At 47.8% G+C, this 21206-nt stretch carries 24 protein-coding genes and 1 other RNA gene; 10 read left to right on the top strand and 15 right to left on the bottom strand.

Translation table 11 applies throughout. The features are described 5' to 3' along the window. Positions 1–34: 34 nt before the first annotated feature. The 3 genes from ACMWKA_RS18315 (at position 35) to ACMWKA_RS18305 (ending at position 3017) form a co-directional block, all read left to right on the top strand. The gene (locus tag ACMWKA_RS18315) at positions 35–1390 is read left to right on the top strand and encodes a 3-isopropylmalate dehydratase large subunit (RefSeq protein ID WP_029882099.1); all 1356 of its coding nucleotides are present in this window, start codon (positions 35–37) and stop codon (positions 1388–1390) included. Beyond that, on the top strand, positions 1380–1919 hold the full coding sequence (locus ACMWKA_RS18310) for a 3-isopropylmalate dehydratase (protein WP_194500350.1): 540 nt from the start codon (positions 1380–1382) through the stop codon (positions 1917–1919). The genes ACMWKA_RS18315 and ACMWKA_RS18310 overlap by 11 nt, the downstream gene beginning before the upstream one ends. Before the next feature lie 87 nt (positions 1920–2006). Beyond that, positions 2007–3017, top strand: a complete 1011-nt coding sequence (locus ACMWKA_RS18305; protein ID WP_013098374.1) for a TauD/TfdA family dioxygenase — start codon at positions 2007–2009, stop codon at positions 3015–3017. Between the two features lie 112 nt (positions 3018–3129). On the opposite strand, the gene ACMWKA_RS18300 is transcribed toward ACMWKA_RS18305, so the two are convergent. Both ACMWKA_RS18300 and ACMWKA_RS18295 read right to left on the bottom strand, forming a co-directional pair. Beyond that, on the bottom strand, positions 3130–3519 hold the full coding sequence (locus tag ACMWKA_RS18300; protein ID WP_045294727.1) for a hypothetical protein: 390 nt from the start codon (positions 3517–3519) through the stop codon (positions 3130–3132). Positions 3520–4143: 624 nt separating this feature from the next. Further along, on the bottom strand, positions 4144–4470 hold the full coding sequence (locus ACMWKA_RS18295) for a hypothetical protein (protein ID WP_045294725.1): 327 nt from the start codon (positions 4468–4470) through the stop codon (positions 4144–4146). A gap of 306 nt (positions 4471–4776) precedes the next feature. Between ACMWKA_RS18295 and ACMWKA_RS18290 the strand changes: the two genes are divergently transcribed. The 3 genes from ACMWKA_RS18290 (at position 4777) to ACMWKA_RS18280 (ending at position 7507) form a co-directional block, all read left to right on the top strand. Next, positions 4777–5562, top strand: coding sequence for a hypothetical protein (locus ACMWKA_RS18290; protein WP_013098371.1), 786 nt, complete (start codon positions 4777–4779; stop codon positions 5560–5562). A 138-nt stretch (positions 5563–5700) separates the two neighbouring features. Continuing rightward, positions 5701–6477 (top strand): isocitrate lyase/PEP mutase family protein, encoded by a 777-nt coding sequence (locus ACMWKA_RS18285; protein ID WP_414760481.1) that lies wholly within the window; start codon positions 5701–5703, stop codon positions 6475–6477. Further along, positions 6461–7507, top strand: coding sequence for a bifunctional transcriptional activator/DNA repair enzyme AdaA (locus ACMWKA_RS18280; RefSeq protein WP_045294723.1), 1047 nt, complete (start codon positions 6461–6463; stop codon positions 7505–7507). The genes ACMWKA_RS18285 and ACMWKA_RS18280 overlap by 17 nt, the downstream gene beginning before the upstream one ends. A gap of 237 nt (positions 7508–7744) precedes the next feature. On the opposite strand, the gene ACMWKA_RS18275 is transcribed toward ACMWKA_RS18280, so the two are convergent. Both ACMWKA_RS18275 and ACMWKA_RS18270 read right to left on the bottom strand, forming a co-directional pair. Beyond that, positions 7745–8443 (bottom strand): 4'-phosphopantetheinyl transferase family protein, encoded by a 699-nt coding sequence (locus ACMWKA_RS18275; protein WP_072049940.1) that lies wholly within the window; start codon positions 8441–8443, stop codon positions 7745–7747. 21 nt (positions 8444–8464) lie between these two features. Beyond that, positions 8465–9061, bottom strand: coding sequence for a LysE family translocator (locus ACMWKA_RS18270; protein WP_414760480.1), 597 nt, complete (start codon positions 9059–9061; stop codon positions 8465–8467). Between the two features lie 138 nt (positions 9062–9199). On the opposite strand from ACMWKA_RS18270, the gene ACMWKA_RS18265 reads away from it, so the two are divergent. After that, entirely contained in the window at positions 9200–9772 is a 573-nt protein-coding gene (locus ACMWKA_RS18265) for a helix-turn-helix domain-containing protein (RefSeq protein WP_013098365.1), read from the top strand. 50 nt (positions 9773–9822) lie between these two features. Here ACMWKA_RS18265 and ACMWKA_RS18260 read toward each other — a convergent pair whose 3' ends face one another. The 8 genes from ACMWKA_RS18260 to smpB form a co-directional block, all read right to left on the bottom strand. After that, positions 9823–10539: a thioesterase II family protein gene (locus ACMWKA_RS18260; RefSeq protein ID WP_045294719.1), complete on the bottom strand. Its 717-nt coding sequence runs from the start codon at positions 10537–10539 to the stop codon at positions 9823–9825. Continuing rightward, entirely contained in the window at positions 10532–11449 is a 918-nt protein-coding gene (locus tag ACMWKA_RS18255; RefSeq protein ID WP_013098364.1) for a DMT family transporter, read from the bottom strand. The genes ACMWKA_RS18260 and ACMWKA_RS18255 overlap by 8 nt, the downstream gene beginning before the upstream one ends. Then, entirely contained in the window at positions 11442–12122 is a 681-nt protein-coding gene (locus tag ACMWKA_RS18250; RefSeq protein WP_013098363.1) for an alanyl-tRNA synthetase, read from the bottom strand. The genes ACMWKA_RS18255 and ACMWKA_RS18250 overlap by 8 nt, the downstream gene beginning before the upstream one ends. 16 nt (positions 12123–12138) lie before the next feature. Next, a complete protein-coding gene (locus ACMWKA_RS18245) occupies positions 12139–13080 on the bottom strand; it encodes a chlorinating enzyme (protein ID WP_047351915.1) in 942 nt (313 codons plus the stop codon). Positions 13081–13105: 25 nt separating this feature from the next. After that, positions 13106–13357, bottom strand: a complete 252-nt coding sequence (locus ACMWKA_RS18240) for a phosphopantetheine-binding protein (RefSeq protein WP_052123646.1) — start codon at positions 13355–13357, stop codon at positions 13106–13108. 3 nt (positions 13358–13360) lie between these two features. Further along, on the bottom strand, positions 13361–14893 hold the full coding sequence (locus ACMWKA_RS18235) for an amino acid adenylation domain-containing protein (RefSeq protein WP_414760479.1): 1533 nt from the start codon (positions 14891–14893) through the stop codon (positions 13361–13363). Positions 14894–15423: 530 nt separating this feature from the next. Next, positions 15424–15787: a transfer-messenger RNA gene (ssrA, locus tag ACMWKA_RS18230) on the bottom strand. An 89-nt stretch (positions 15788–15876) separates the two neighbouring features. Continuing rightward, positions 15877–16359 (bottom strand): SsrA-binding protein SmpB, encoded by a 483-nt coding sequence (smpB, locus tag ACMWKA_RS18225; RefSeq protein ID WP_008502505.1) that lies wholly within the window; start codon positions 16357–16359, stop codon positions 15877–15879. Between the two features lie 156 nt (positions 16360–16515). Between smpB and ACMWKA_RS18220 the strand changes: the two genes are divergently transcribed. Continuing rightward, entirely contained in the window at positions 16516–16953 is a 438-nt protein-coding gene (locus ACMWKA_RS18220) for a type II toxin-antitoxin system RatA family toxin (RefSeq protein WP_008502504.1), read from the top strand. Next, a complete protein-coding gene (locus ACMWKA_RS18215; protein ID WP_003863119.1) occupies positions 16943–17230 on the top strand; it encodes an RnfH family protein in 288 nt (95 codons plus the stop codon). Before ACMWKA_RS18220 ends, ACMWKA_RS18215 begins: the two co-directional genes overlap by 11 nt. A 108-nt stretch (positions 17231–17338) precedes the next feature. On the opposite strand, the gene bamE is transcribed toward ACMWKA_RS18215, so the two are convergent. The 3 genes from bamE to nadK all read right to left on the bottom strand — a co-directional run bounded on the left by bamE (position 17339) and on the right by nadK (position 20441). Beyond that, positions 17339–17677, bottom strand: coding sequence for an outer membrane protein assembly factor BamE (bamE, locus tag ACMWKA_RS18210; protein WP_003863121.1), 339 nt, complete (start codon positions 17675–17677; stop codon positions 17339–17341). A 138-nt stretch (positions 17678–17815) separates the two neighbouring features. After that, a complete protein-coding gene (gene recN, locus ACMWKA_RS18205) occupies positions 17816–19477 on the bottom strand; it encodes a DNA repair protein RecN (RefSeq protein ID WP_414760478.1) in 1662 nt (553 codons plus the stop codon). A gap of 85 nt (positions 19478–19562) precedes the next feature. After that, on the bottom strand, positions 19563–20441 hold the full coding sequence (gene nadK / locus ACMWKA_RS18200) for an NAD(+) kinase (RefSeq protein WP_013098356.1): 879 nt from the start codon (positions 20439–20441) through the stop codon (positions 19563–19565). Positions 20442–20563: 122 nt separating this feature from the next. Here nadK and grpE point away from each other — a divergent pair, with 122 nt between their 5' ends. After that, the gene (gene grpE / locus ACMWKA_RS18195; RefSeq protein WP_013098354.1) at positions 20564–21157 is read left to right on the top strand and encodes a nucleotide exchange factor GrpE; all 594 of its coding nucleotides are present in this window, start codon (positions 20564–20566) and stop codon (positions 21155–21157) included. Positions 21158–21206: the final 49 nt, after the last annotated feature.

The following is a 21206-nucleotide window of genomic DNA, read 5'->3' as shown; positions in this document are numbered from 1 at the left end:
TGTAATTTCCCCATCAGATAAAGAGGAGAGAAAAATGAATATTCACGAAACTGATGATTATGCGTCGGTAAATATAAAGCCGGGGATGACGTTAACCGAAAAAATAATCGCCAGAGCCAGCAAGAGATCGCATGTTTCACCGGGGGAAGTGCTTTTCGTGAATGTTGATGTATTAATGTCCCACGATCCCTGCACGCCTGGCGTCGCCAGCGTATTTAAAAAAGAATTTGGTGAAGAGGCAAAAGTCTGGAACCCGGATCGCTTTATTATGATCCCTGACCACTTTGTTTATTCCGCCGACCCGCAGGCGAATCAAAATATTCGGGTAATGCGGGAATTCGCAAAAGCGCAAAATATTACCCATTTTTATGATGTGGGCACCCCGGACTATAAAGGCGTGTGTCATATTGGCCTGGCGGAAGGGGGACACACCCGGCCGGGAGAGGTGTTGTTAGGGACCGATTCTCACACTGTGACCGCCGGGGCCTTTGGCACCTTCGCCATTGGCGTGGGGATCACCGACGGGGCGTATGCCCTGGGTACGGGGGAGATCCCGTTGATGGTTCCCGCCACCATAAAAGTGAATTACTACGGTAAAAAAGCGAAAAGCGTTCAGGCGAAAGATTTAATTCTGGTGTTAATGAAAGAGCTGGGTGTGGAAGGGGCGACCTATAATGCCATTGAATTTACCGGCAACGTCATCGATGAATTATCGGTCGAAGAGCGAATGACGATGTGCAATATGGTTGTGGAGTGCGGGGCTAAAAACGGCATTATGGTGCCAAACCAGGCCACGCTGGATTACCTGGCGACCAGAACCACCGTCCCGTATTCCGTGGTGACGCCTGATGAAAATGCGCATTACGTCCGCACGATTGATATTGACGTCTCAGCATTAACCAGCGTGATTGCGCGGCCACACTCCCCGGATAATGTGGTGGCAGTGGCACAGCTGGAAAATATTGCCATTTCGCAAGCCTATATTGGCTCCTGCACGGGCGGTAAAACGGATGATTTTATCGCTGCTGCGGAAATACTGTGGCAGCGCAAGGTGGCCATCCCAACCTACGCCGTTCCCGCGACCAAAGAGGTTTTTCATAATCTGATCACCACCCAGGTGAAGGGCCGATCCGTGTATGAAATCCTGACCCGGGCTGGCGTTAAATTATCTTCTGAACCCGGCTGCGCGGCTTGCTGTGGCGGGCCAGCGGACACCTTTGGGAGAGTCAGGGATCCGATAAGCGTGATCTCCACCACCAACCGTAATTTTGTGGGGCGGATGGGAAATAAAGGCGCGATGATTTATCTGGCCTCACCTTATGCAGTGGCTGCTGCGGCAGTGACCGGTTTTATTACTAATCCAGAACGGTACTTAACTAATGACTATTAATAACGTAATGCGCGGTACAGTTTATGTGTTAGGCGACAATATCGATACCGACCAGATATTAACGGCTGAATATTTGAAAATTAACCCGGCGTCTGCCGAGGGGCGTGAAGAGCTGGCAACGCTCGCCATGTGCGGACTGCCGGAAGGGGCGCTGCCGTTTATCAATCCGCAGACGCAGCGAGCAGGGTATGACTTTATTGTGGCCGGGAAAAATTTCGGCTGTGGCTCATCGCGCGAGCATGCGGTGGTGGCTCTGGGGGCATCCGGCGTGAAGGCCGTCGTCGCCCAGTCGTTCGCCCGCATATTTTTCCGCAACTGTGTATCCACGGGGCAAATCATGCCCGTCACGCTGAATGAAGGCTGTGATATCCGTGCACTGAAAACGGGGGATACCATTGAAATCGATTTAGACGCTCATCAGATTGGTACTGCTGATGGGACTCTGAAAACCGCTCCGGTAGGGGAACTTGCGAACATTGTCGCCGCCGGTGGCTTGTTCGCTTACGCAAGGCAAACAGGAAAGATTTAATCCAATACAACCATAAGACTCAAAACAAGACGCCTTACTTTCTCAGGGTGCAGCGTCTGTTTTGAGCGTACATAAGGCAATCAAACTATGATCACCCAGCTAGAGTTTAACGATCTTCAAAAAGATGAGCTATCAAAACTTATCAGCCGTGTCACCATCAGCCCGTATACAGACTACAAACTCTTCAAGCAGTCCATCACCGAACTCATTGAAAATGGTCTGGTGCCCACTTTTTTTGTTCAGGCCTGCGAGCGCGTCAGGCAAGAGCGCAAGGATCAAGGCATTAACGCGCATTTATTAAAAAACGTACCACTCGACACCATCATTCCAGAATTTGATCAGTCCAATCCCGTTAACGATAAGTACGCCAAAAAGCTCACCTTTGTAGGAGAGGCGCTGCTGGAGCTGTTCGCTCAGCTCACCGACTCCCCGTTACTGGCCTACCGTACGCGCAACAACGGTGATTTTTTCCATGATGTTTATGCCGACAAAAAATACAGCAACACTCAAACGCAAAAAACGGACGGCGAACTTTATTACCACAACGATCGCACCGCTCACCCGGTACGCGCTGATTTTCTCAGCTTATTAGGCATGCGTTGCAGCGAAGAAAACCTGATTTTTACCGGCTACCTGGACGGTAAAGCGATTCTGGATAATTTAAAGGCTGAATCCCAGGAGTGGTTACGAAAGCCACTTTTTATTACCCCTTTTGATGAATACTCTCGCGACTCGAACGCCAGCCAGATTGATTCTGAACTGCATCCGATCCTGGAGAATATTCATACTTTCCGTTACTACGACACACGCACAACGTATTCTCCGGATGCGCCAGCAGAGGCGATCAAAGCATTAATTGACCTTAAGGTGGCCATCACCAAAGCGGCAAAAGGCCGCGTTGCTATTAACAAAGGCGACCTGTTCTCCTTCGCCAATCAGGACTCTTTACACAACCGGGAAATCATCCAGGTGAGAGATCCATACTCAGCGGAAAAACGCTGGCTGCTGAAAACCTACAGCTTCCGTAATCCCGAGGTGATGAATATGTATCACAACTACTTCGATGCCGATCTGCCGGGGTTTGTGGTCGCCGAGTAAGAGTGACCTTGCTGGTATAAAAAAGCCCGCATACCTGAGGTGTGCGGGTTTTTTGTTTGTGCGAGAAGACCTGTGCTAGTAACGTTCTTTGGTCATCATCTCGCTTTATAACTTATGACAAGCCGTTATCAAGCTCAGCGGATAGCCTGTTAAGTTCCTTGCTGATGTGTTTGCGCCGTTGTTTTAACAGTACCCGGGCCGGAATGATGCGTTCGATAATTGTCGGCTTTCTGTTCAAATACGCTGTCACAAGCCGTTTGATGTCTTCTTCTGACCAACCGTCCATCACCGGCGTTGGGTTGTAAAGCAGGTTAGCCTGTAGAGCAGGGGCGACTTCCTCATCCACAATTCTGAAGATCTCTTCCCGGTTTAATCCGGATTTTTTCAGCACCTCTGCCATCCATTGATAGTCATACTCCTGGAGTTCGCGCCCGGTAAAAAGTTCTGATAAGGCGTGCCAGACGGGGACGCGGGCGATCAGCTGGGTTTCAGTCAAATGCATTTTAATTTCTCCCTTGCGGTGAAACATACACGGTTCCGAACAGGAGGTCTGTTCCAATCGACGCAAGAATTCCGCCCACTAATGCCGCAACACCAATACAAACGGGTGCAGTTGCTGCGCACACACCCGTGGCTACCACTGCTTGCACAAACTCAGCAGACATTTTCAGAATATCGCGCAAATACTGCTGTCTGACACGCGAGTCCTGTATACAATGTGCTGCAAAATTTGACGCCTTTCCTTGCAGCGAAGCAAGAGCAGTAGAAAAGGCTCTCTGATCATTCTGCATTGCTCCAGCAACGGCGGGGTATGTGAATCCTATTCAGCACCTCATCATGACGAACAACGCGGTAGAGATAATATCTCTGGCTAATTTTCTCCTTATATAAACACTATACAATTTTTTGAATGCAACATTCATTAGTCATCCCTGTAATTACAGAAATGTTTTTATGCTTTTTATATTGAACGCATGAAAATAGTTTTAATGTAACGCCTCATCGTATTTGATGACAGGGCCGACATAGGCTATTAAAGGTGAAAAAATTAGCCCATAAACTTTATAAAATGGGAAAACCTATAATACCGATGAACAAGAGTTTGCTCGCCAGGCAGAAAGGAGAGTTAATCTTCGTTGCGTAAAAATTTCACCGCCTTCCATGAAACAGACAGCGGGGCCATTCCCAGTATAAAAAGAGATAAAACGATAATTGTTGCGAAATAAACCCAACCATTATCATAATCATTAGTGATAGTGGCATAGGTAGCAAAAAACAGTAAACCAATGACAATGATCCAGGACGTGTAGAAGCGTCGTTTTAGCTCAACTAAAAGTGAATGCAGAGTCCGATCTTTACGTTTCGGATCTTCAAGTACGGCACGCAAAGCTGTAATGTTTTTATCAGTAAACCCGTATGAACGAAGTTTCGCTTCCTGTTGCGCATCTATCACCCATCACTCCTGAACGTTGAATGCTCCTGCTTAAATTATATAAAACAATAACAGTTATGGCTGAGCAAAAACAGATTCAACACTCGCTGAAGTGATGAATCACGATATCGTGCCTGCAGACAGACAAAGCTCACTGCGTGCCCGGCAGTCAGAACATAACTATGCCCTTCATATCTAAGAGATTGCTTTATGGCTAAGCGAGTAAACTCCTCAGGGACAAGACTGTTCCTGCAAAAAATATCTGGCCCTTATATAAAGAGCTCGATATTCTGTAATGCTTTGTCTTTTTTGTGAACAGGAAAAAGTATGCTAAGTACATTACCCGATTTACACAGAAGTTTTGCAGAGCAACTCAAGCTTAAAATTCAGGCTGATTCGCGAATTCACTCTCTTCTCGCTGGCGGCTCGCTTATTCATGGCGGGTTCGATATTTACTCCGATCTCGATTTTGTCGTTGTGGTAGACCCTCTCTGCTATGACGAGATCATGGCGCAGCGTATTGAGTTCGCCGGAACACTGGGGCATCTGCTGCATGCCTTCACCGGCGAACATGTCGGAGAGCCTCGTCTGCTTATATGCCTGTATGGTCCTGAACTCCTCCATGTCGATCTGAAATTTGTCACACTGGACATGCTCACTCAACGCGTTGAGGAGCCTGCAGTGTTATTTACCCGCGATCACCTGGCTCTGGAACAACAACTGGCAAAATATAGTGCTCAATGGCCTGACATGACGCCAGAGTGGTTTGAGTCCCGAGCATGGATCTGGCTTCATTATGCGGCGGTGAAACTGGGAAGGGGCGAACTCTTTGAAGCGATTGGCATGCTGTCATTCTTTCGCGAGCAAGTGCTGGGACCTATGCTGTGCCGTCGGGCAAATCTACCGCAACGTGGGGTTCGCCGCATTGAATTCCATGGCCTTGATCCTGATGGCCTGCTTGCATCCACGCTGGCAACGCACGATCGTGACTCCGTCAGCATTGCCATCAGAAAGGCTATTGACGCTTATATCACTCTGCGGGCTGATGCGCTGCCGAAAAATATCGCAGACGATGCGGCACGATGGGCGGTTCTTGCCATGCTGAAAGCCTGAACCCGACCTTGAAAGGTTTCGGTCTGGTTCACCCCGGGTTCAGACGACGTTTGCTAAAAAAATGGTCGTCTGAATTTCGGTTGTGACGTTCTTGCTGACTGCTTAGATTCATTTTCAATCTATCGAGAGGATATGGATATGAACTTTGCAGAACTCCACAACCAGTATGAGCCACTTCTTATCGCTAATGTCTGGGATGCCGCCAGTGCTGTAGCAGCGCAAGAAGCAGGTTATCAGGCATTGGGAACGTCCAGCGCAGCAATCGCGTCCACACTGGGATATGAAGACGGGCAGGGAATGCCATTTGATGCGTTATTTTATATGGTCACCCGTATCCAGGCTGTCAGCAAGCTGCCATTGAGCGTTGACATGGAAGCAGGGTATGGTGATTCAGCCGAAGAGATAACAGCCAATCTCAGGCGCCTTGCTCAGACAGGTGTCGCAGGCGTTAACCTTGAAGACAGCAGAGTCATAAACGGGGTGCGTCAGCTTGACGATGCCCCTGATTTTACCTGTACCCTAAGAACAGTATGCGATGCGCTAAGAAGCGAAAATCATAGCCTGTTTCTGAACATCCGGACTGACACTTACCTGCTCGGGCATGTAGATGCGTTGCAGGAGACGCTATTACGGGGTCAAAGTTATAAAGCTGCAGGTGCTGACGGCCTTTTTGTTCCCTGTCTGACGTCAGAGAAAGACATCAGCCTCATTGCAGAGGCAACGGCTTTGCCTCTTAATGTCATGTGTATGCCCGACCTTCCGTCGTTTGACAGGCTGAAGCTGGCCGGAGTAAGCCGCATTTCCATGGGCAATTTTGTGCATTCAGCCATGCAGTCAACGCTGACTGATGTCATGCATGCGATCCGTTCTCGTCAGACGTTTGAAGGACTTTTTGGTGATGAAAATAACCGATAAGAATTTATGTGATATCTGGTATCAGGCATTACTTGAACGTGCTTCAGAATATACTGGCGTGTTTTTTGTCGGCGTTAAAACCACTGGCGTGTTCTGCATTTCGGTATGTCGGGCGCGAAAGCCCAAACGTGAAAATGTCGAATTTTATAAAGATGCCAAATCTGCCCTTGCAGCCGGCTTTCGGCCCTGTAAGGTCTGCAGACCCGCTGAGAATGCGCACAGCGCGCCATTATTTGTTGAACAGGCGCTTGCGCTTGTCAGGCGCGATATTAAATCCCGTGTTGCAGACGCGGAGCTTCGCCAGCATGGAATCAGTCCGGAGCGGGTAAGGCGCTGGTTTCTGCAACATCACGGCATCACTTTTCAGGCTTTCCAGCGAATGCAGCGGGTGAACGTTGCCATGCAGGAGCTCAAAAGCGGACGAACGGCGATTGACGTTGCGCTGGACAACGGCTATGAATCCCTGAGCGGGTTTGGTTATACCTACAAGCGACTGACTGGTGCAGCACCGACTCAGGCAACTCAGGTGATTGTCATTCACCGTTTTACCACGACGCTTGGGCCGATGTTTGTCTGTGCGACAGAGCGGGGAGTTTGTCTACTGGAGTTTACCGATCGCCGGATGTTAGAAACAGAATTTCGCGATATTCAGCATTTATTTAACGCCAGAATCGTCACCGGAGAAAACAGCCACACCCGGCAGACAGTAAAAGAGGTCAGCGAGTATTTTGCCGGAACGCGCCGACAGTTTGATCTCTCTGTAGATGCCCCGGGGAGTGATTTTCAACAATCCGTCTGGCGCGAGCTGCGGGCAGTTCCCTATGGACAGACCTCACACTATCAGGCCATCTCACTACGGATGAATAAGCCAAATGCTGTGCGCGCTGTCGCTGCTGCTAATGGTGCAAACCGAATTGCGATTGTGATCCCTTGCCACAGGATAATTGGTAAAGATGGAGCAATGACGGGTTATGGAGGGGGAATTTCACGCAAAGAATGGCTCATTGAGCATGAGAGGAATAACAGTTAATGGCGTGATGCTCACTTGTAGCCGGAAAATTTTACGGGCTCTGCGGGATAAATTACAAGCTCAGAAAAGCCTGCAGGGCTTTAAGGACTTCATCAGTCGACTCTGGTGATCGGAAATGGGTTGAAGTCTTTGTAATTGATGGGGGAGATGCTTGATTTTGTTTGAGATTTTTTCTTTTTTTCGAAGGGAAGGGAAGGCGCAAAGAGCGCGGAGATTGTCTGGAGTCACCGATATCCGTCAATGCAAATGAACCAAGGTCAGAACCCGATTTCCCAGAAAAGTATACCAGCCGTTAAAGCGAAACCCCGCCTCATATTCATGATTAAGCGTAAGTGTCAGGCTAAAAGTAAACTGCTGCAAGTGGGGATCAATCTCGCGCAATTCAATACTGTGAAAGTCCAGATGCTGTTGAAGATCACGTGGGAAAGCCTTATAGGCACTCTCTTTAGCAGAAAAAAGCAATGGCAGGACGTGGTCCGAAAGCAAATCGCGGGAGTTGGCCAATGTGTCAATTTCCCTGGCAGAGGCTATGCGCTGGCTTATCGTATCGAGAGCTATTTTCGGTGAGAGCGATTCAATATCTATTCCGACCCGGCCATGGTGCATTTTGATAACGGCGGCAGAAGCAAAATCGCGATCGTGAGAAATTGCCCCACAAAAGGAAGAAGGCCATGAGGGTGCGCGATCATCTGCCATCAGCGGCGCACATAGCGAGGAATCGAAATGTTGTAGTAACTTTTGAGCGCCAATCCGTCCAGCAAGATATTCAGCCCGGCGTTGATCTGATGCGTTCACCAACCGGCGCGGGAGCGGTATATCATAAACTCGGAAAGCATCCTCCAGCACACCATCCAGGGAGAAACGCAATACGGTGAAATGGATGTAATCGGGTAAGACTTTCATTAGTCGTTGTGTTTGATACCAGCAAATTTTCATGGTTATCCTTAGGTTTTCGCATCAAACAGCGACGGAATGGTAAACCATAGAAGCAGCGAAACTCGCCATCGCCAGCGACAGACCGCGATAAAAAAACATTGGCCATAATCGTGATTGCAGCTTGCCTTGCCTGGCTATCCCCTTCCCACAGGCAACCCATATAAAAGAAAGAGGCAATAGCGCGACAAAAACACTCAGCATGGCGGCAGTGAAAGACTGAAGCTCTCTGAAAGCAATTGAAGGAATTATATATGTCGCAAATACGAATGATTTAGGGTTAAACAAAGTGGTAATAAATATGGTTTTCATTCCAATTTTTGTCGGTCGAGACTGTAATGAAAACCCCCAGACTTTAACAGCCAGCCAGGCGACATAGAATGCTGATAATAATTTAATAATACCGAGTAAAAACGTGCCATGTTGAGCTAAGACACTCACAATAACTCCCCAAAAGGTGATTGCACAAAAGTATCCCCCCCATACGGCAATAATCATTTTTATACTTGGCCTGATACCACTGGCGTACCCTGAGAAAAGGAGAAGAGTATTGGTTGGGCCAGGCATTACAAGCAACAACATGCCAGAACCCATAATTTTAATGCAGTCATTCAGTAACATTTCAACCTCTGATACATTAACAAATGAGAAAAATCAGACTGATAGCCCGCGTTTGAATTCATGTGTCACTTTTGAAGATATTTTCTTCCTAAAATGTTAATATGCTACAAATTTTATCCTGACAGTGAAGATTAAAAGATGAGTAATGCACAACAGAGCGATCGCTTAAAAAGAACGTACACCAACATTGGTAATAACGTAAAAAAGTTACGAATAGCTCGAAATCTTTCACTTAATGAACTGGCAAAACTTTCCGGCGTCTCCAAAGCTACGCTGTCCACGCTCGAATCGGGCGGTTCTAATCCTCGCGTTGATACACTGGATTCCATCGCCAGCGCACTAAGACTTACGTTAGGCGATTTGCTCGGTAATAATAATGAACGCTATCCCTATATCGAAAAAAATTCTGACTACAAAGGTGATTATTCCCAGGTAATGAAGTTCCGCATCGGCCAGGGTAATATCACAGAAATATGGCATTTACAAATGAAACCAGGTGTGGTAATAAACAGTCCGGCTCATGTTTCAGGGACGCATGAACATATCATCGTTCACCTTGGCACATTACTTCTGAAAATATCTGACAGTGAAAGTATTATTCTTCAACCTGGAGATTTTTATGCCTTCTCAGGTGATGTTAAACATGCCTATATTTGTGCAGATGATGCGGTAAGTGCGACGGTTATAATGTCTTACAGTACACAAGGTTAATTCAGCAGGTTTGCGGCATTACTGTGTTACCCCTCACCTGCCCGCGCTATTTATATATTAAAGACCTTGTTGTTCCGTATAAAATCCATTGTTAGTTCACTAATCTCACGAGCTTGTGTATCTGAAATAAAATGCCCCCCTGAGATCCCCTCCAGCCTGAATGGCTGGAGGGTACATTCTTGCCATCGTTCCGGGGGAAAAAGAAATAAGGGGTCCTCTTTTCCGTAAAATGCTAATACTGGAATATCGTCAAGCGCAGCGCTATCTTCTTCACTTATAGAATTAGCAACCTGCAAATCAGCAGATAGCACCTGCAAAAATTGCTTCAGCAAAACGGGTTCTTTCTGCAGCCAGTCAGGTAATTGCCTGAAATGATTCGCAAAATTAAGTAATGAATGTTTTGCAATTTCACTGGATTCAGTTAAATCAAAAAACTGACGGCAATGGATTGGTTCATTACCAATCACCACGAGCATACTTTTTTGTCGAGCATCATTGAAACGGTATTTTTTTGCCATTACATATGCGACATAGGCGCCGAGACTATGCCCCATAAAAATTATCGGACAATGGCGTGGCAATTGTGGAAAAAAATCCATAATCACCTTATTGATATCTGTTAGTAACGCTTCCTGACGGCGGCGTCCGCGGCCAGGCATTTCAAACTTACTCACATTGAAGTTTGAAAAGTGCTTTTCCAATACATCAAGAGCGGCAGCGTTCCCTCCGGCATGATGAAACATAGCAATATGTGGCTGCTCATTCATAACGCTTCCCTTCAGCAATACGCCCCAACAGGGCTGCACATATAATGATCCCGCCCCCTATTGCTTGCAGCACACCAAGGGTTTCGCCCATAATGGTGATGGCAAACATAGCTGCAAAGGCCGGTTCGAGAGACAAGATCAACCCGACGCGCGTCGGACTGGTTATTTTAGCGGCATATAATTGCATCAGGAATGCAAATGCCGTTGCCAGCAGACTCAGAAAGAGAATCAAGCCCCATGTCGAAATAGATATTTCAGGTATATATTGCAACGCAGTGGGTTCGGTCAGCACAATAGTAACCAAGCCGAGGGCCGCGACAACCAGTAATTCAATCAATGTGATATTGATTAGCGAGTAATCCTTACCAGCAGTCTGCCGACCAAACATAAATATCTGAAAACCGCGAATCAATGCAGCCGATAAGATAAGAATATCGCCTTGATTGAACTCAATATTTCCATTGGCCGTAAAGCTCAACATGCCGCCACCTGCAAGGGACATAAAACAGGTGAAATAAATGAATTTGCTTTGTTTTCTCTTGCCGATAAAACGTTCAAAAAAGGGAACTAATACCACCGATAATGCAATCAAGAAACCTGCATTTGCAGCTGAGGTGTGTTTAACACCAAACGTTTCGAATGTTAGGATCGCATAAAGAAGCACACCAAATACGATCCCATTAATCACTTCACCACGAGTGAAGCTGTTTAATCTGACACGAGTGCCAACAAACATGAAGGGAACAGCCAGTGCGAATCTCAGCATTAAAAACAGGGGAACAGTGACTCCTGCCTGGATAATAAGCTGCATCAAGGAATAACTTGCCCCCCATGAGAGGGCAACGGTCAATAATCCCAGATCAATTATCCAAAGTCGGCTGCGTGGAGCCAGAATAGAATAATTAGACATGACATTCCTTTAGCGGGACATGCCCGGCATCATAGCTGATCCGTAGAGTGCCCTTTTTAAACTTTATCGCCTTAATGTTAAATGAGCTAATTTTTGCCAAATCATCAGTGTGTGTCCCGGCACAAGGCATAGCCTCTGATTGGTTAATCTGGCATAGCCGGGTGGTGCCCTCGAACCAACTGCGGATTTCCGCTCCCTTCTGCAGACGCTGGCAAATAATTCGTTCAATTTCAGCCGCCTCCAGGCGATCAGCTGGAATAGCTGAAGCATCAATGGCGCTAAATTCCACACGCGACTCACCGGGGAAATGATGCCCCCGGACAGCCATCCACCCGAACTGGCGCATTTCCCAGTTCAGTAAATGCCCGGCAGTATGCAGTGCTGCATGGTAAGCGCGGGCATCTGCTGATACAACTGATGATACTTTTGTTTCAACCGGCGGCGAAAAAGGAGACTGCGGATAAAGAACCACTAATCCTGATTCCTGTTTTTTTACCACCACCGGTATGTCATTTACCCACCCGAGATCTGCAGGTTGCCCGCCTCCCTGCGGATGAAAAATATTATCCTGCAGGGCAATCCATTGCCCTCCTTCATCAGCACCGGTAGCAATGACATCGCTTAATATATTAAAGCGATAAGTATCCTCCAGATAACACTGATTTTGTTGCATAGCGATAATCCTTATTTTATATGGAAAGGGGAGTAAATGGATTTCCGAGCAAATTATGGGTTGCTATACGATTATTAGTATTACGACTTTGGCCAGCAACAATCACGCAGCCAAATTTATCCAATGGGATATTGCCACCATACTCATGCACATGATCGGTATTGGGATAAATATCAACAAAGCTGGGGGCGTAGCGGGTAGCAAAGCCCATGCGATATATCTTATCAGATATATTAGGATAGGAAGCATGCATTAACGTTGACCAAAAGATGACACATTGACCGGCTTTCATCTCCAACGGGACGGCCTGTTTTTCATCCGGATGCCAGTCAGGATCTATTTGCAGGTCGCGGTAATCATATCCAAAGAATCCACGACTCTTACCCTCCTTTTCAATGTTATTAATAATGTCGCTTTGATATTGCATTGATTTATTTTCATCATAATTCATTTTATGATGGGTGCCTGGCATAATTTCCAGACAACCATTCTCAATGGTTGAATCAGTAAAGGCTGTCCAGACCGTTAAAGTCCCTTTTCCAAACTGATCTTCAGTTTCTCCAGGCCAAAGAATTTGCGGTTTTCCACTGGCGTTAGCAAATGTATCAGCCTGATGCCAGTCAGTACCTTCATCACCGGGGTATTTAGGAAAGAACTCCGTACGCCAGCATAAAACATCATCGCCAAGGATATCAGATACCGGTGCCACAATTTTGGGATTAGTGACATGTTGGCTAAGTTTATTGATATCAAGATGGCGATCGTAATTCGATATATTCGTTGCCGCACCGTACGAGTCTGAAGGGTAAGCAGCATTCGAACGATCTGGTAATTGCCGACGAACGGTACTCCAAATTTCCGCCATTTCTTCCGGAGAATAAATGGTAATTGGGCCGATATAACCATTTTTATGGAAGTTGGCAAGTTCTTCTTCAGACAAATGAATATTATTTGACATGGTAATCTCCAGTGAATGATTGGTCTTATTTAATACTGTAAAATGTTTCGCTAAGCGTGCTGTTATATAGACGTTCCATAGATAGCGTTAGATTGAATTCATTTCGTACTCGTTCATTCAGTGCAATGGCAATCATTGAATGCCCACCAATATCAAGGAAGTTATCTTCCGCGCTGACTGATTTTTCTAAAACATCTTGCAGCCAAACTATATACTGTTGTAATGCAAGTACTTTTACCTGTTCTTTATTGACATCATCTAAATCAACTGCGTTCATAATTTACTCCACAGAAAGTTTCAGGTGTTGTTTATCGATTTTTCCATTAATGGTTTTTGGTATAGCATCAAAACCACGATAGCGAATAGGGCGCATATAAAATGGCAATAACTCCTTTGCCAATTTATGTAACTGTTCAATAACATCTGCTTTATTGTCATTTGATGCAAAACAACAAACCAGATGATGACCAAGTGTTTCTGAATGAGACGTTATGACGGAAATGTCGATAATAGATTCAAGCCTTGCAAGCACAGATTCAATCTCGCCAATTTCGATTCGATAACCATTTATTTTTACCTGTTGATCGCAACGCCCCATATAAACCAACTTCCCTGCGGAATTATATTGAACAAGATCTCCTGTGCAATAATACCGCTTGGTAATATTGTTTTTTTCAGCCAAAATAAATTTACCATTGGTCTCATTATTCTGGTTCAGATAACCCGGCGTGACTTGCGAACCACAGAGAAGCAATTCGCCATAGCCTGAACGCAGATCACTTTCATCAAGGGGCCGAATGATGTAATCGAATCCAGGCAATAATTCACCTATTATAGACTCTGTGTGCTCCAGATCATCATTACTGATAATATGCCAACTTGAATGAACAGTCGTTTCGGTAATGCCGTACATATTAACCAGTAAAGGAGACATCAGCCCAAAATGCTGCTGCCATTGTTTGAGCATCTGAAAATTCAGCCTTTCGCCACCAAAAATAATAAACCGTAAAGCCAATGATCCCTTCGGGAATTGACAGAGCCAAGAGGCATTAACGGAAAAAGCACCAGGAGTTTGATTAAGTAAAGTAATTTTTTGATCGTGAACGAGTTGTGCAAGTTTACTAGGGGTTAAACGTGTTTCATTATCTGGAATAACAAGCTTCCCACCATAAGCTAAAACTGACCACATTTCCCATACTGAAAAATCAAAAGCATAGGAATGAAAAAGCACAGTGGAATCATCTTCGTTAAACTTAAACACAGGTTCCGTTGCACGAAAGAGAGCACGCAAATTAGCATGAGTGATCGGAACACCTTTTGGGTTACCTGTCGTGCCCGAAGTATAAATAATATATGCCAATCCTTCCGGAACGGCCATATTCAGTAATGAATCCGCCATAACAGAGACAGACAACATCTGGTATATGCTTTTTGCCTGAAAGCCGGCAAAGTTTGAATGACCGCTCTCATTGATAATCATGCGAGGCTGAGAATCATTCAATATCAGAATATTACGCGCTACTGGCGCATTACGGTCTATTGGTACATAAGCAGCACCAATGAACTGAATCGCCAGAATAGAGGCGATTAACTCAGCACCTGGTGGCAGCTCTATTGCAACCTTGTCACCTGCGTGAACACCTTCATCCTTCAGTGTCTGAATAATCCTGAGCATCCAGTCTCTGAGCTTGCCATAGCTGATCTCATGATCGAGATCTTTAACCGCAACCCTTTGTGGGAATTTCCAGGATACTGCCCAAAAAAGCTCAATCTGAGTTAGCGCATCATGTGCCTGTGAATCAATGGTTCTCATACAATACCCTCCTGTTCGGAATAAAAGTACATTAAGCTAAAGAAGTGAACAAATGTTTTTTTATTGTTAATTTTAATTTTTTAGATAACTCATTGTAAAATATGAATAAATAAATATTAATCCTGTAGCCGTCTCGCGATTATGCAAAGATGGTGTTCGTTTTAATTTCTTGCCTCACGCGATTGAACCATTGTTCGCTCGCTTGTAGGTACCTGCATATGAATCATGGCTAAACAAACGTCATGGCGAGATTAAGGCGGGTGGGTGTACTTTGTTCGAGAGGAAAAGGGCTGGTACTAACGAGCCCAGACATGATCTTAATAGTTGAAGACGGTGTGATTGCTGGATGAATTGGTTGAGTTTGTTGGGAATTTTAATTTTTTAGCGTTCTGGCAACGCGGTGCAAAACAAGATACAGAATGCTCAAGATCCATACAGATATCATGACCATACACGCAACAAAAAAAATCCTGCAACTCGTTAAAGTTGCAGGATTTTTTAAAGTTCATGATACATCATGAATGAATGTTTGGTGGAGCTGGCGGGAGTTGAACCCGCGTCCGAAATTTCTACATCCTCGGTACTACATGCTTAGTTTGTCTTTACATTCGCACGCCAGCTGCGGACAGACACGCCACTAACGAACTAGCCTGATTAGTTTTAACGCTTCAACCCCAGGCAGGGCTTCCACGCGATCTCTTTTGGGTTTGACCTCTCTTTGATCCCCGTCTTAAGAGCGGAAGCTAGGGAGAGAGGGCTCAGAGCAGGTTATTAAGCTGCTAAAGCGTAGTTTTCGTCGTTTGCGACTATTTTTTTGCGGCTTTTAACGAGGCAAACCGCCCCTCGGCATGCACCTTGGGTTTCGCAAATCCCGTCGAATCCAGAATCAGCCCCAATAGTGTTGAACTCAGTATACCAGATTTCACTTCCTGGATACCAGCCCGGAACGCTAACTTATTGAATAGTACAATAAGTGTGCAGAATCAACGTCCTGCGTTTTTCATAATGCGCGCTTTGTCGAGCTGCCATTCGCGCTCTTTCAGGTCAGTACGTTTGTCGTGCTGTTTTTTACCTTTGGCAACGCCAACTTTTACTTTGCACCAGGCGTTTTTCCAGTACAGCGACAGCGCGACCACGGTAAAGCCCTCTCGGTTAATGCGCCCGTAGAGGGATTCCAGTTCACGCTTGTTCAGCAGCAGCTTACGGGTACGCGTTGGGTCACACACGTAGTGCGAAGAGGCGACGGTCAGCGGCGTAAAGTTGGCACCGAACAGGAAGGCTTCGCCATCTTTCAGGATGACGTAGCTATCGCCGATGTTGGCTTTCCCGGCGCGCAGCGATTTTACTTCCCAGCCCTGCAGGGCAAGGCCAGCTTCAAATTCTTCTTCAATGAAATACTCATGGCGAGCACGCTTGTTGAGCGCAATGGTCGCCGAGCCTGGTTTATGTGCTTTTTTCTTCGTCATAAGTGTCGTAAAGCCGTCGGTAATCTGATTTCAAAAAGTCACCTCATTGCGTCCTGTGAGGTCTAACGCGCTATCTTAGCACGAGATGAGGCTTAGCGTTTTTTTAACAGGTGATAAATGTTATTATTTGTCCGTTGTGTGACCATGGGAAATGCTATGCCTCAGATTAGCCGTACTGCGCTTGTACCTTACAGCGCGGAACAAATGTATCAGTTAGTGAACGATGTTCAGTCTTATCCAGAATTTATCCCTGGGTGTACCGGGAGCCGCGTTCTGGAGTCTGGCCCGACGCAGATGACGGCGGCGGTGGATGTCTCCAAAGCGGGGATCAGCAAGACGTTCACCACCCGCAATACGCTGACGAACAATCAGAGTATTTTGATGCATCTGGTGGATGGTCCATTCAAGACCCTGATGGGAGGCTGGAAGTTTACGCCGCTGAGCGCTGATGCCTGCCGCATCGAGTTCCATCTGGACTTTGAGTTTACCAATAAGCTGATTGAGCTGGCGTTTGGCCGCATCTTCAAAGAGCTGGCGTCCAATATGGTTCAGGCGTTCACGACCCGCGCCAAAGAGGTCTACAGTGTCGCATAAGATAGCTGTGGAAGTGGTCTACGCGTTGCCGGAGAAGCAGTATCTGCAGCGCGTGACGCTGGAAGAGGGTGCAACCGTTGAGGCGGCTATCCGAGCTTCTGGCATTCTGGAGCTTCGTCGCGATATCGATCTGGCAAAAAATAAAGTCGGCATTTACAGCCGCCCGGTGAAACTAGGTGATGTGCTGAAAGAGGGCGACCGGGTGGAGATTTATCGCCCGCTGATTGCCGACCCGAAAGAGCTGCGTCGCCAGCGTGCGGAGAAATCTGGTAAGTAGTGCTTTTCTCCCCCAGTGGCGCTGCGCTTACCGGGGCTACGATCCAGTGCGAAATGTCGATACAAAAAAGGTGCTCATTGAGCACCTTTTTGCATTTCTGACGCCGGATTATTTGGTCAGGGCAGGCTTGTTGTCGATGTTGGTCAACACACCAGCGCTGCTGAAGGTCAGCGTCAGGGTCTGCTGGGTCACATCTTCGTGGCCTGGCTGCTGACGGAATACATAGAACCAGGTGTTGGTGCCGAACGGATCGGACATCATCGGGGTTCCCAGTGCATAAGCGACCTGCTGTTGTGTCATCCCTACACGGATTTTAGACACATCGTTAGGGGTAAGGTAGTTCCCCTGGTTGATGTCAGGACGGTAAACCACTTTCTCCAGAGTGGAACAGCCTGCGGTCAACATCAGAAGAACCGCAGCGGCAGCGGTCAGCGTTTTACAGCGCATAGTGATTTGATTCCTTTTCGGGCCCGAGCAGTACGCGGCTCATATGTAATATGCCGATGATAATAGACCTTGCCCCACTTTGAAACCGGTCTGGCGGCGTTTTTGTTGTTCTGTATGACCCTAAGATCCCGAAAAAGTTTATGCCGCCAGCAGTTCTTTCGCATTCGCGAGCGTATTGCGGGTGACTTCGCTGCCTCCCAGCAGACGAGCCAGCTCCTGCAGGCGCGAGCGTTTATCCAGCGGTTTCATGTGCGTTTCGGTCATTTCACCGTCCGTTTCTTTGCTGACGATAAAGTGATGATGACCACAGCCTGCCACCTGCGGCAGGTGGGTGACGCACATTACTTGGGTCGATTCACCGAGCTGGCGCAGCAGTTTACCCACTACCGCCGCCGTCGGGCCGCTGATCCCCACATCCACTTCATCGAAAATCAGGGCCGGGGTTTCCATTTTACGGGCGGTGATAACCTGGATCGCCAGAGCAATACGGGAGAGCTCACCGCCAGATGCCACTTTGGAAATAGGCTGTAACGGCTGGCCTGGGTTGGTGGTGACACGGAATTCGATGCGATCCGCGCCTTCCGCCGTCAGGGAGATCTCTTCGAAGCGGACATCAATCGTGAATATGCCGTGTGGCATCGCCAGCGTATGCATGCTGTCGGTGATGTGCTGGCTGAGTTCCTGAGCATAATGCTGACGAACATCATGCAGCTGTTTCGCCGTGGTCAGCGCCTGCTGATGGTGCTGGTTTACCGCCAGAGTCAGCGTTTCCAGTGAATCAGCCTGATCGTCAAGTTGCTGCTGTTCATCAAGGAGAGACTGATAGAACGCAGGCAACTCTTCCGGCGTGACGTGGTGCTTGCGCGCCAAAGAAATCTGACGGGAAATGCGCTGTTCCAGCTCAAACAGGCGATTGGGATCGAGATCCAGACGTTCACAGTAGTGGCGCAGTTCATCACCGGCTTCAGAGATTTGAATCGCCGCCTCTTCCAGCATATCCAGCACGCCGGACAGTTTGCTGTCCATGCCCGCCAGCTCGGTAACAAGCTGACGCACGTTATACAGCTGGCTTTGCAGATTAACGTCTTCGCCATCTGCCAGTAAGGTGAGGGCGTTCTGGCTGGTAGAGAGCAGATGGCCACTGTTGGCCAGACGCTTGTACTCTTCGTCAATGAGTTCGAACTCACCCGCCTGCGGGTTAAACTCGTTCAGCTCTTTGAGCTGATACTCCAGCAGCTCGGCGCGTGCGGCACGCTCCTGGCTTTGCTGCTGATGCTGAGCCAGCTCGCGGCAGCTCTGGTGCCACTGGCGATAGTGTTCTGCCATCAACTGAGTAAGTGCATACTCACCTGCATAGCCATCGAGTAGCGATTTTTGCTGCTCCGGCTTAACCAGCTGCTGATGCGCGTGCTGACCATGTATCTGAATAAGCAACTGACCCAGCTCGCGAAGTTGAGAAAGCGGTACCGCCGTGCCGTTGATAAAACCACGTGACCGACCGTCGCTGCTGATAACGCGGCGAAGTAAACACTCACGTCCATCTTCAAGCTGGTTTTCTTCGAGCCAGCGCAGGGCTGCAGGGGTGTCTTTCAGGGAAAAGCGAGCACAGAGGTCAGCACGGTTGGCGCCCATGCGCACCATGTCACCCTCAGCACGCCCGCCAAGGCACAAGCCGAGGGCATCAATGGCAATGGATTTACCCGCACCGGTTTCCCCGGTGATCGCCGTCATGCCGCTGTGGAAATCGATCTCAAGCTCACGAACAATGGCAAAGTTGCTGATGGTCAGTTGTGCCAGCATAATTGTTTTCCTGTATGAAAAACCATGACTGTGTTTTCATACAGTATAAACTGGTTTTTTATACAGTAAAGTACTGGATGCAAAATCAGAACAATTTTTTTGACCAGCCAAGCTTCGAGCTTAATGTATTGAAATAGCTGTAATCTTTCGGGTGAATAAGGTTCAGGTGATAATCACATCGCCGAATTAGCACATCTTCACCTTCCTGAATAGGCAGCGCGATCTGGCTGTCGCAGCTGATCTCCAGGTCATTACGGCGGTGCGAGAAACGCAGGCGGATGGTGCTGCTGCCGTTAATCACCAGCGGGCGGGCAGAAAGGGTGTGCGGGAACATCGGCACCAGCGTTATGGCATCCAGCGAAGGCGTCAGGATTGGTCCTCCCGCAGAAAGCGAATAGGCGGTCGAGCCCGTCGGCGTGGAGATAATCAGCCCGTCAGAGCGCTGGGAGAACGCGAAGATTTCATCGATATACACTTCGAACTCAATCATATGCGCCACTTTGCCGGGGTGAAGTACCACCTCGTTAATGGCGGTACTGATGCGTTTCTGGCAGTCCTGCTGACACACCTGCGCTTCCAGTAAAAAACGTTTTTCGCTGATGTAATGTCCTTCCAGCACATCGGCCAGCTGCTGCTGCGCGTTGTCCGGGTCGAGGTCGGTCAGAAAACCGAGATTGCCACGGTTAATGCCGATGACTTTTATGTCGTAGCGCGCCAGCGTGCGAGCCGCGCCGAGCATGTTGCCGTCGCCGCCGACCACCACGGCAAGATCCGCCTGCTGTCCAATCTCTGCCAGCGTGCCGGTTTTGACGCTCTTTAGCTGCAGCTCCTGAGCGATCTGCTGCTCAACCATCACTTCATAGCCTTTGCTACACAGCCAGCGATACAACATTTCATGTGTCGTCAATGCCGTAGGGTGACGCGGGTGCCCGACGATCCCAATACACCTGAAATGATTATTCATTTTCTGGAGGTCCTTGTGCCTGATGAATGATGACAATCTCTCTTGTTCCCTTGAATCCAGGAAACTGATCCCCATAATAAGCGAAGTTAGCGAGATGAATGCAGAAAAACGCGGAGAAATTCATGAGTAGTAAAGAACAGAAAACGCCTGAGGGGCAAGCCCCTGAAGAAATTATCACGGAACAGCACGATGAAGTTGAGGCTGTAGAGCCAGACGCATCTGCTGAGCAGGTGGACCCGCGCGATGAAAAAATTGCGAATCTGGAAGCCCAACTGGTAGAAGCACAGAATCGCGAACGCGACAGTGTTCTGCGCATCAAGGCGGAAATGGAAAACCTGCGTCGTCGTACCGAACAGGACGTTGAAAAGGCGCATAAGTTTGCGCTGGAGAAATTCGTCAACGAACTGCTGCCGGTAATCGACAGCCTCGATCGCGCGCTGGAAGTGGCTGATAAAGCGAATCCGGACAACGCGGCAATGATCGAAGGTATCGAACTGACGCTGAAATCCATGCTGGACGTGGTGCGTAAGTTTGGTGTGGAAGTGATTGCCGATACCGACGTCCCGCTGGATCCTAACGTGCACCAGGCAATTGCGATGGTGGAATCAGAAGACGTTGAAGCCGGTAAAGTGCTGGGCGTGATGCAGAAAGGGTATACCCTAAACGGCCGTACCATCCGTGCTGCGATGGTAACCGTGGCGAAAGCGAAAGCGTAATTTGCCGCCCCGTAGTGCCGGGCGGCGGCTTCGCCTTGCCCGGCCTACA

It is taken from the genome of Enterobacter sp. 03-F-07-AD-ECC (assembly GCF_047530935.1).
GTDB lineage: Bacteria > Pseudomonadota > Gammaproteobacteria > Enterobacterales > Enterobacteriaceae > Enterobacter > Enterobacter cloacae.
This window is presented reverse-complemented; position numbering and strand designations above follow the sequence as displayed.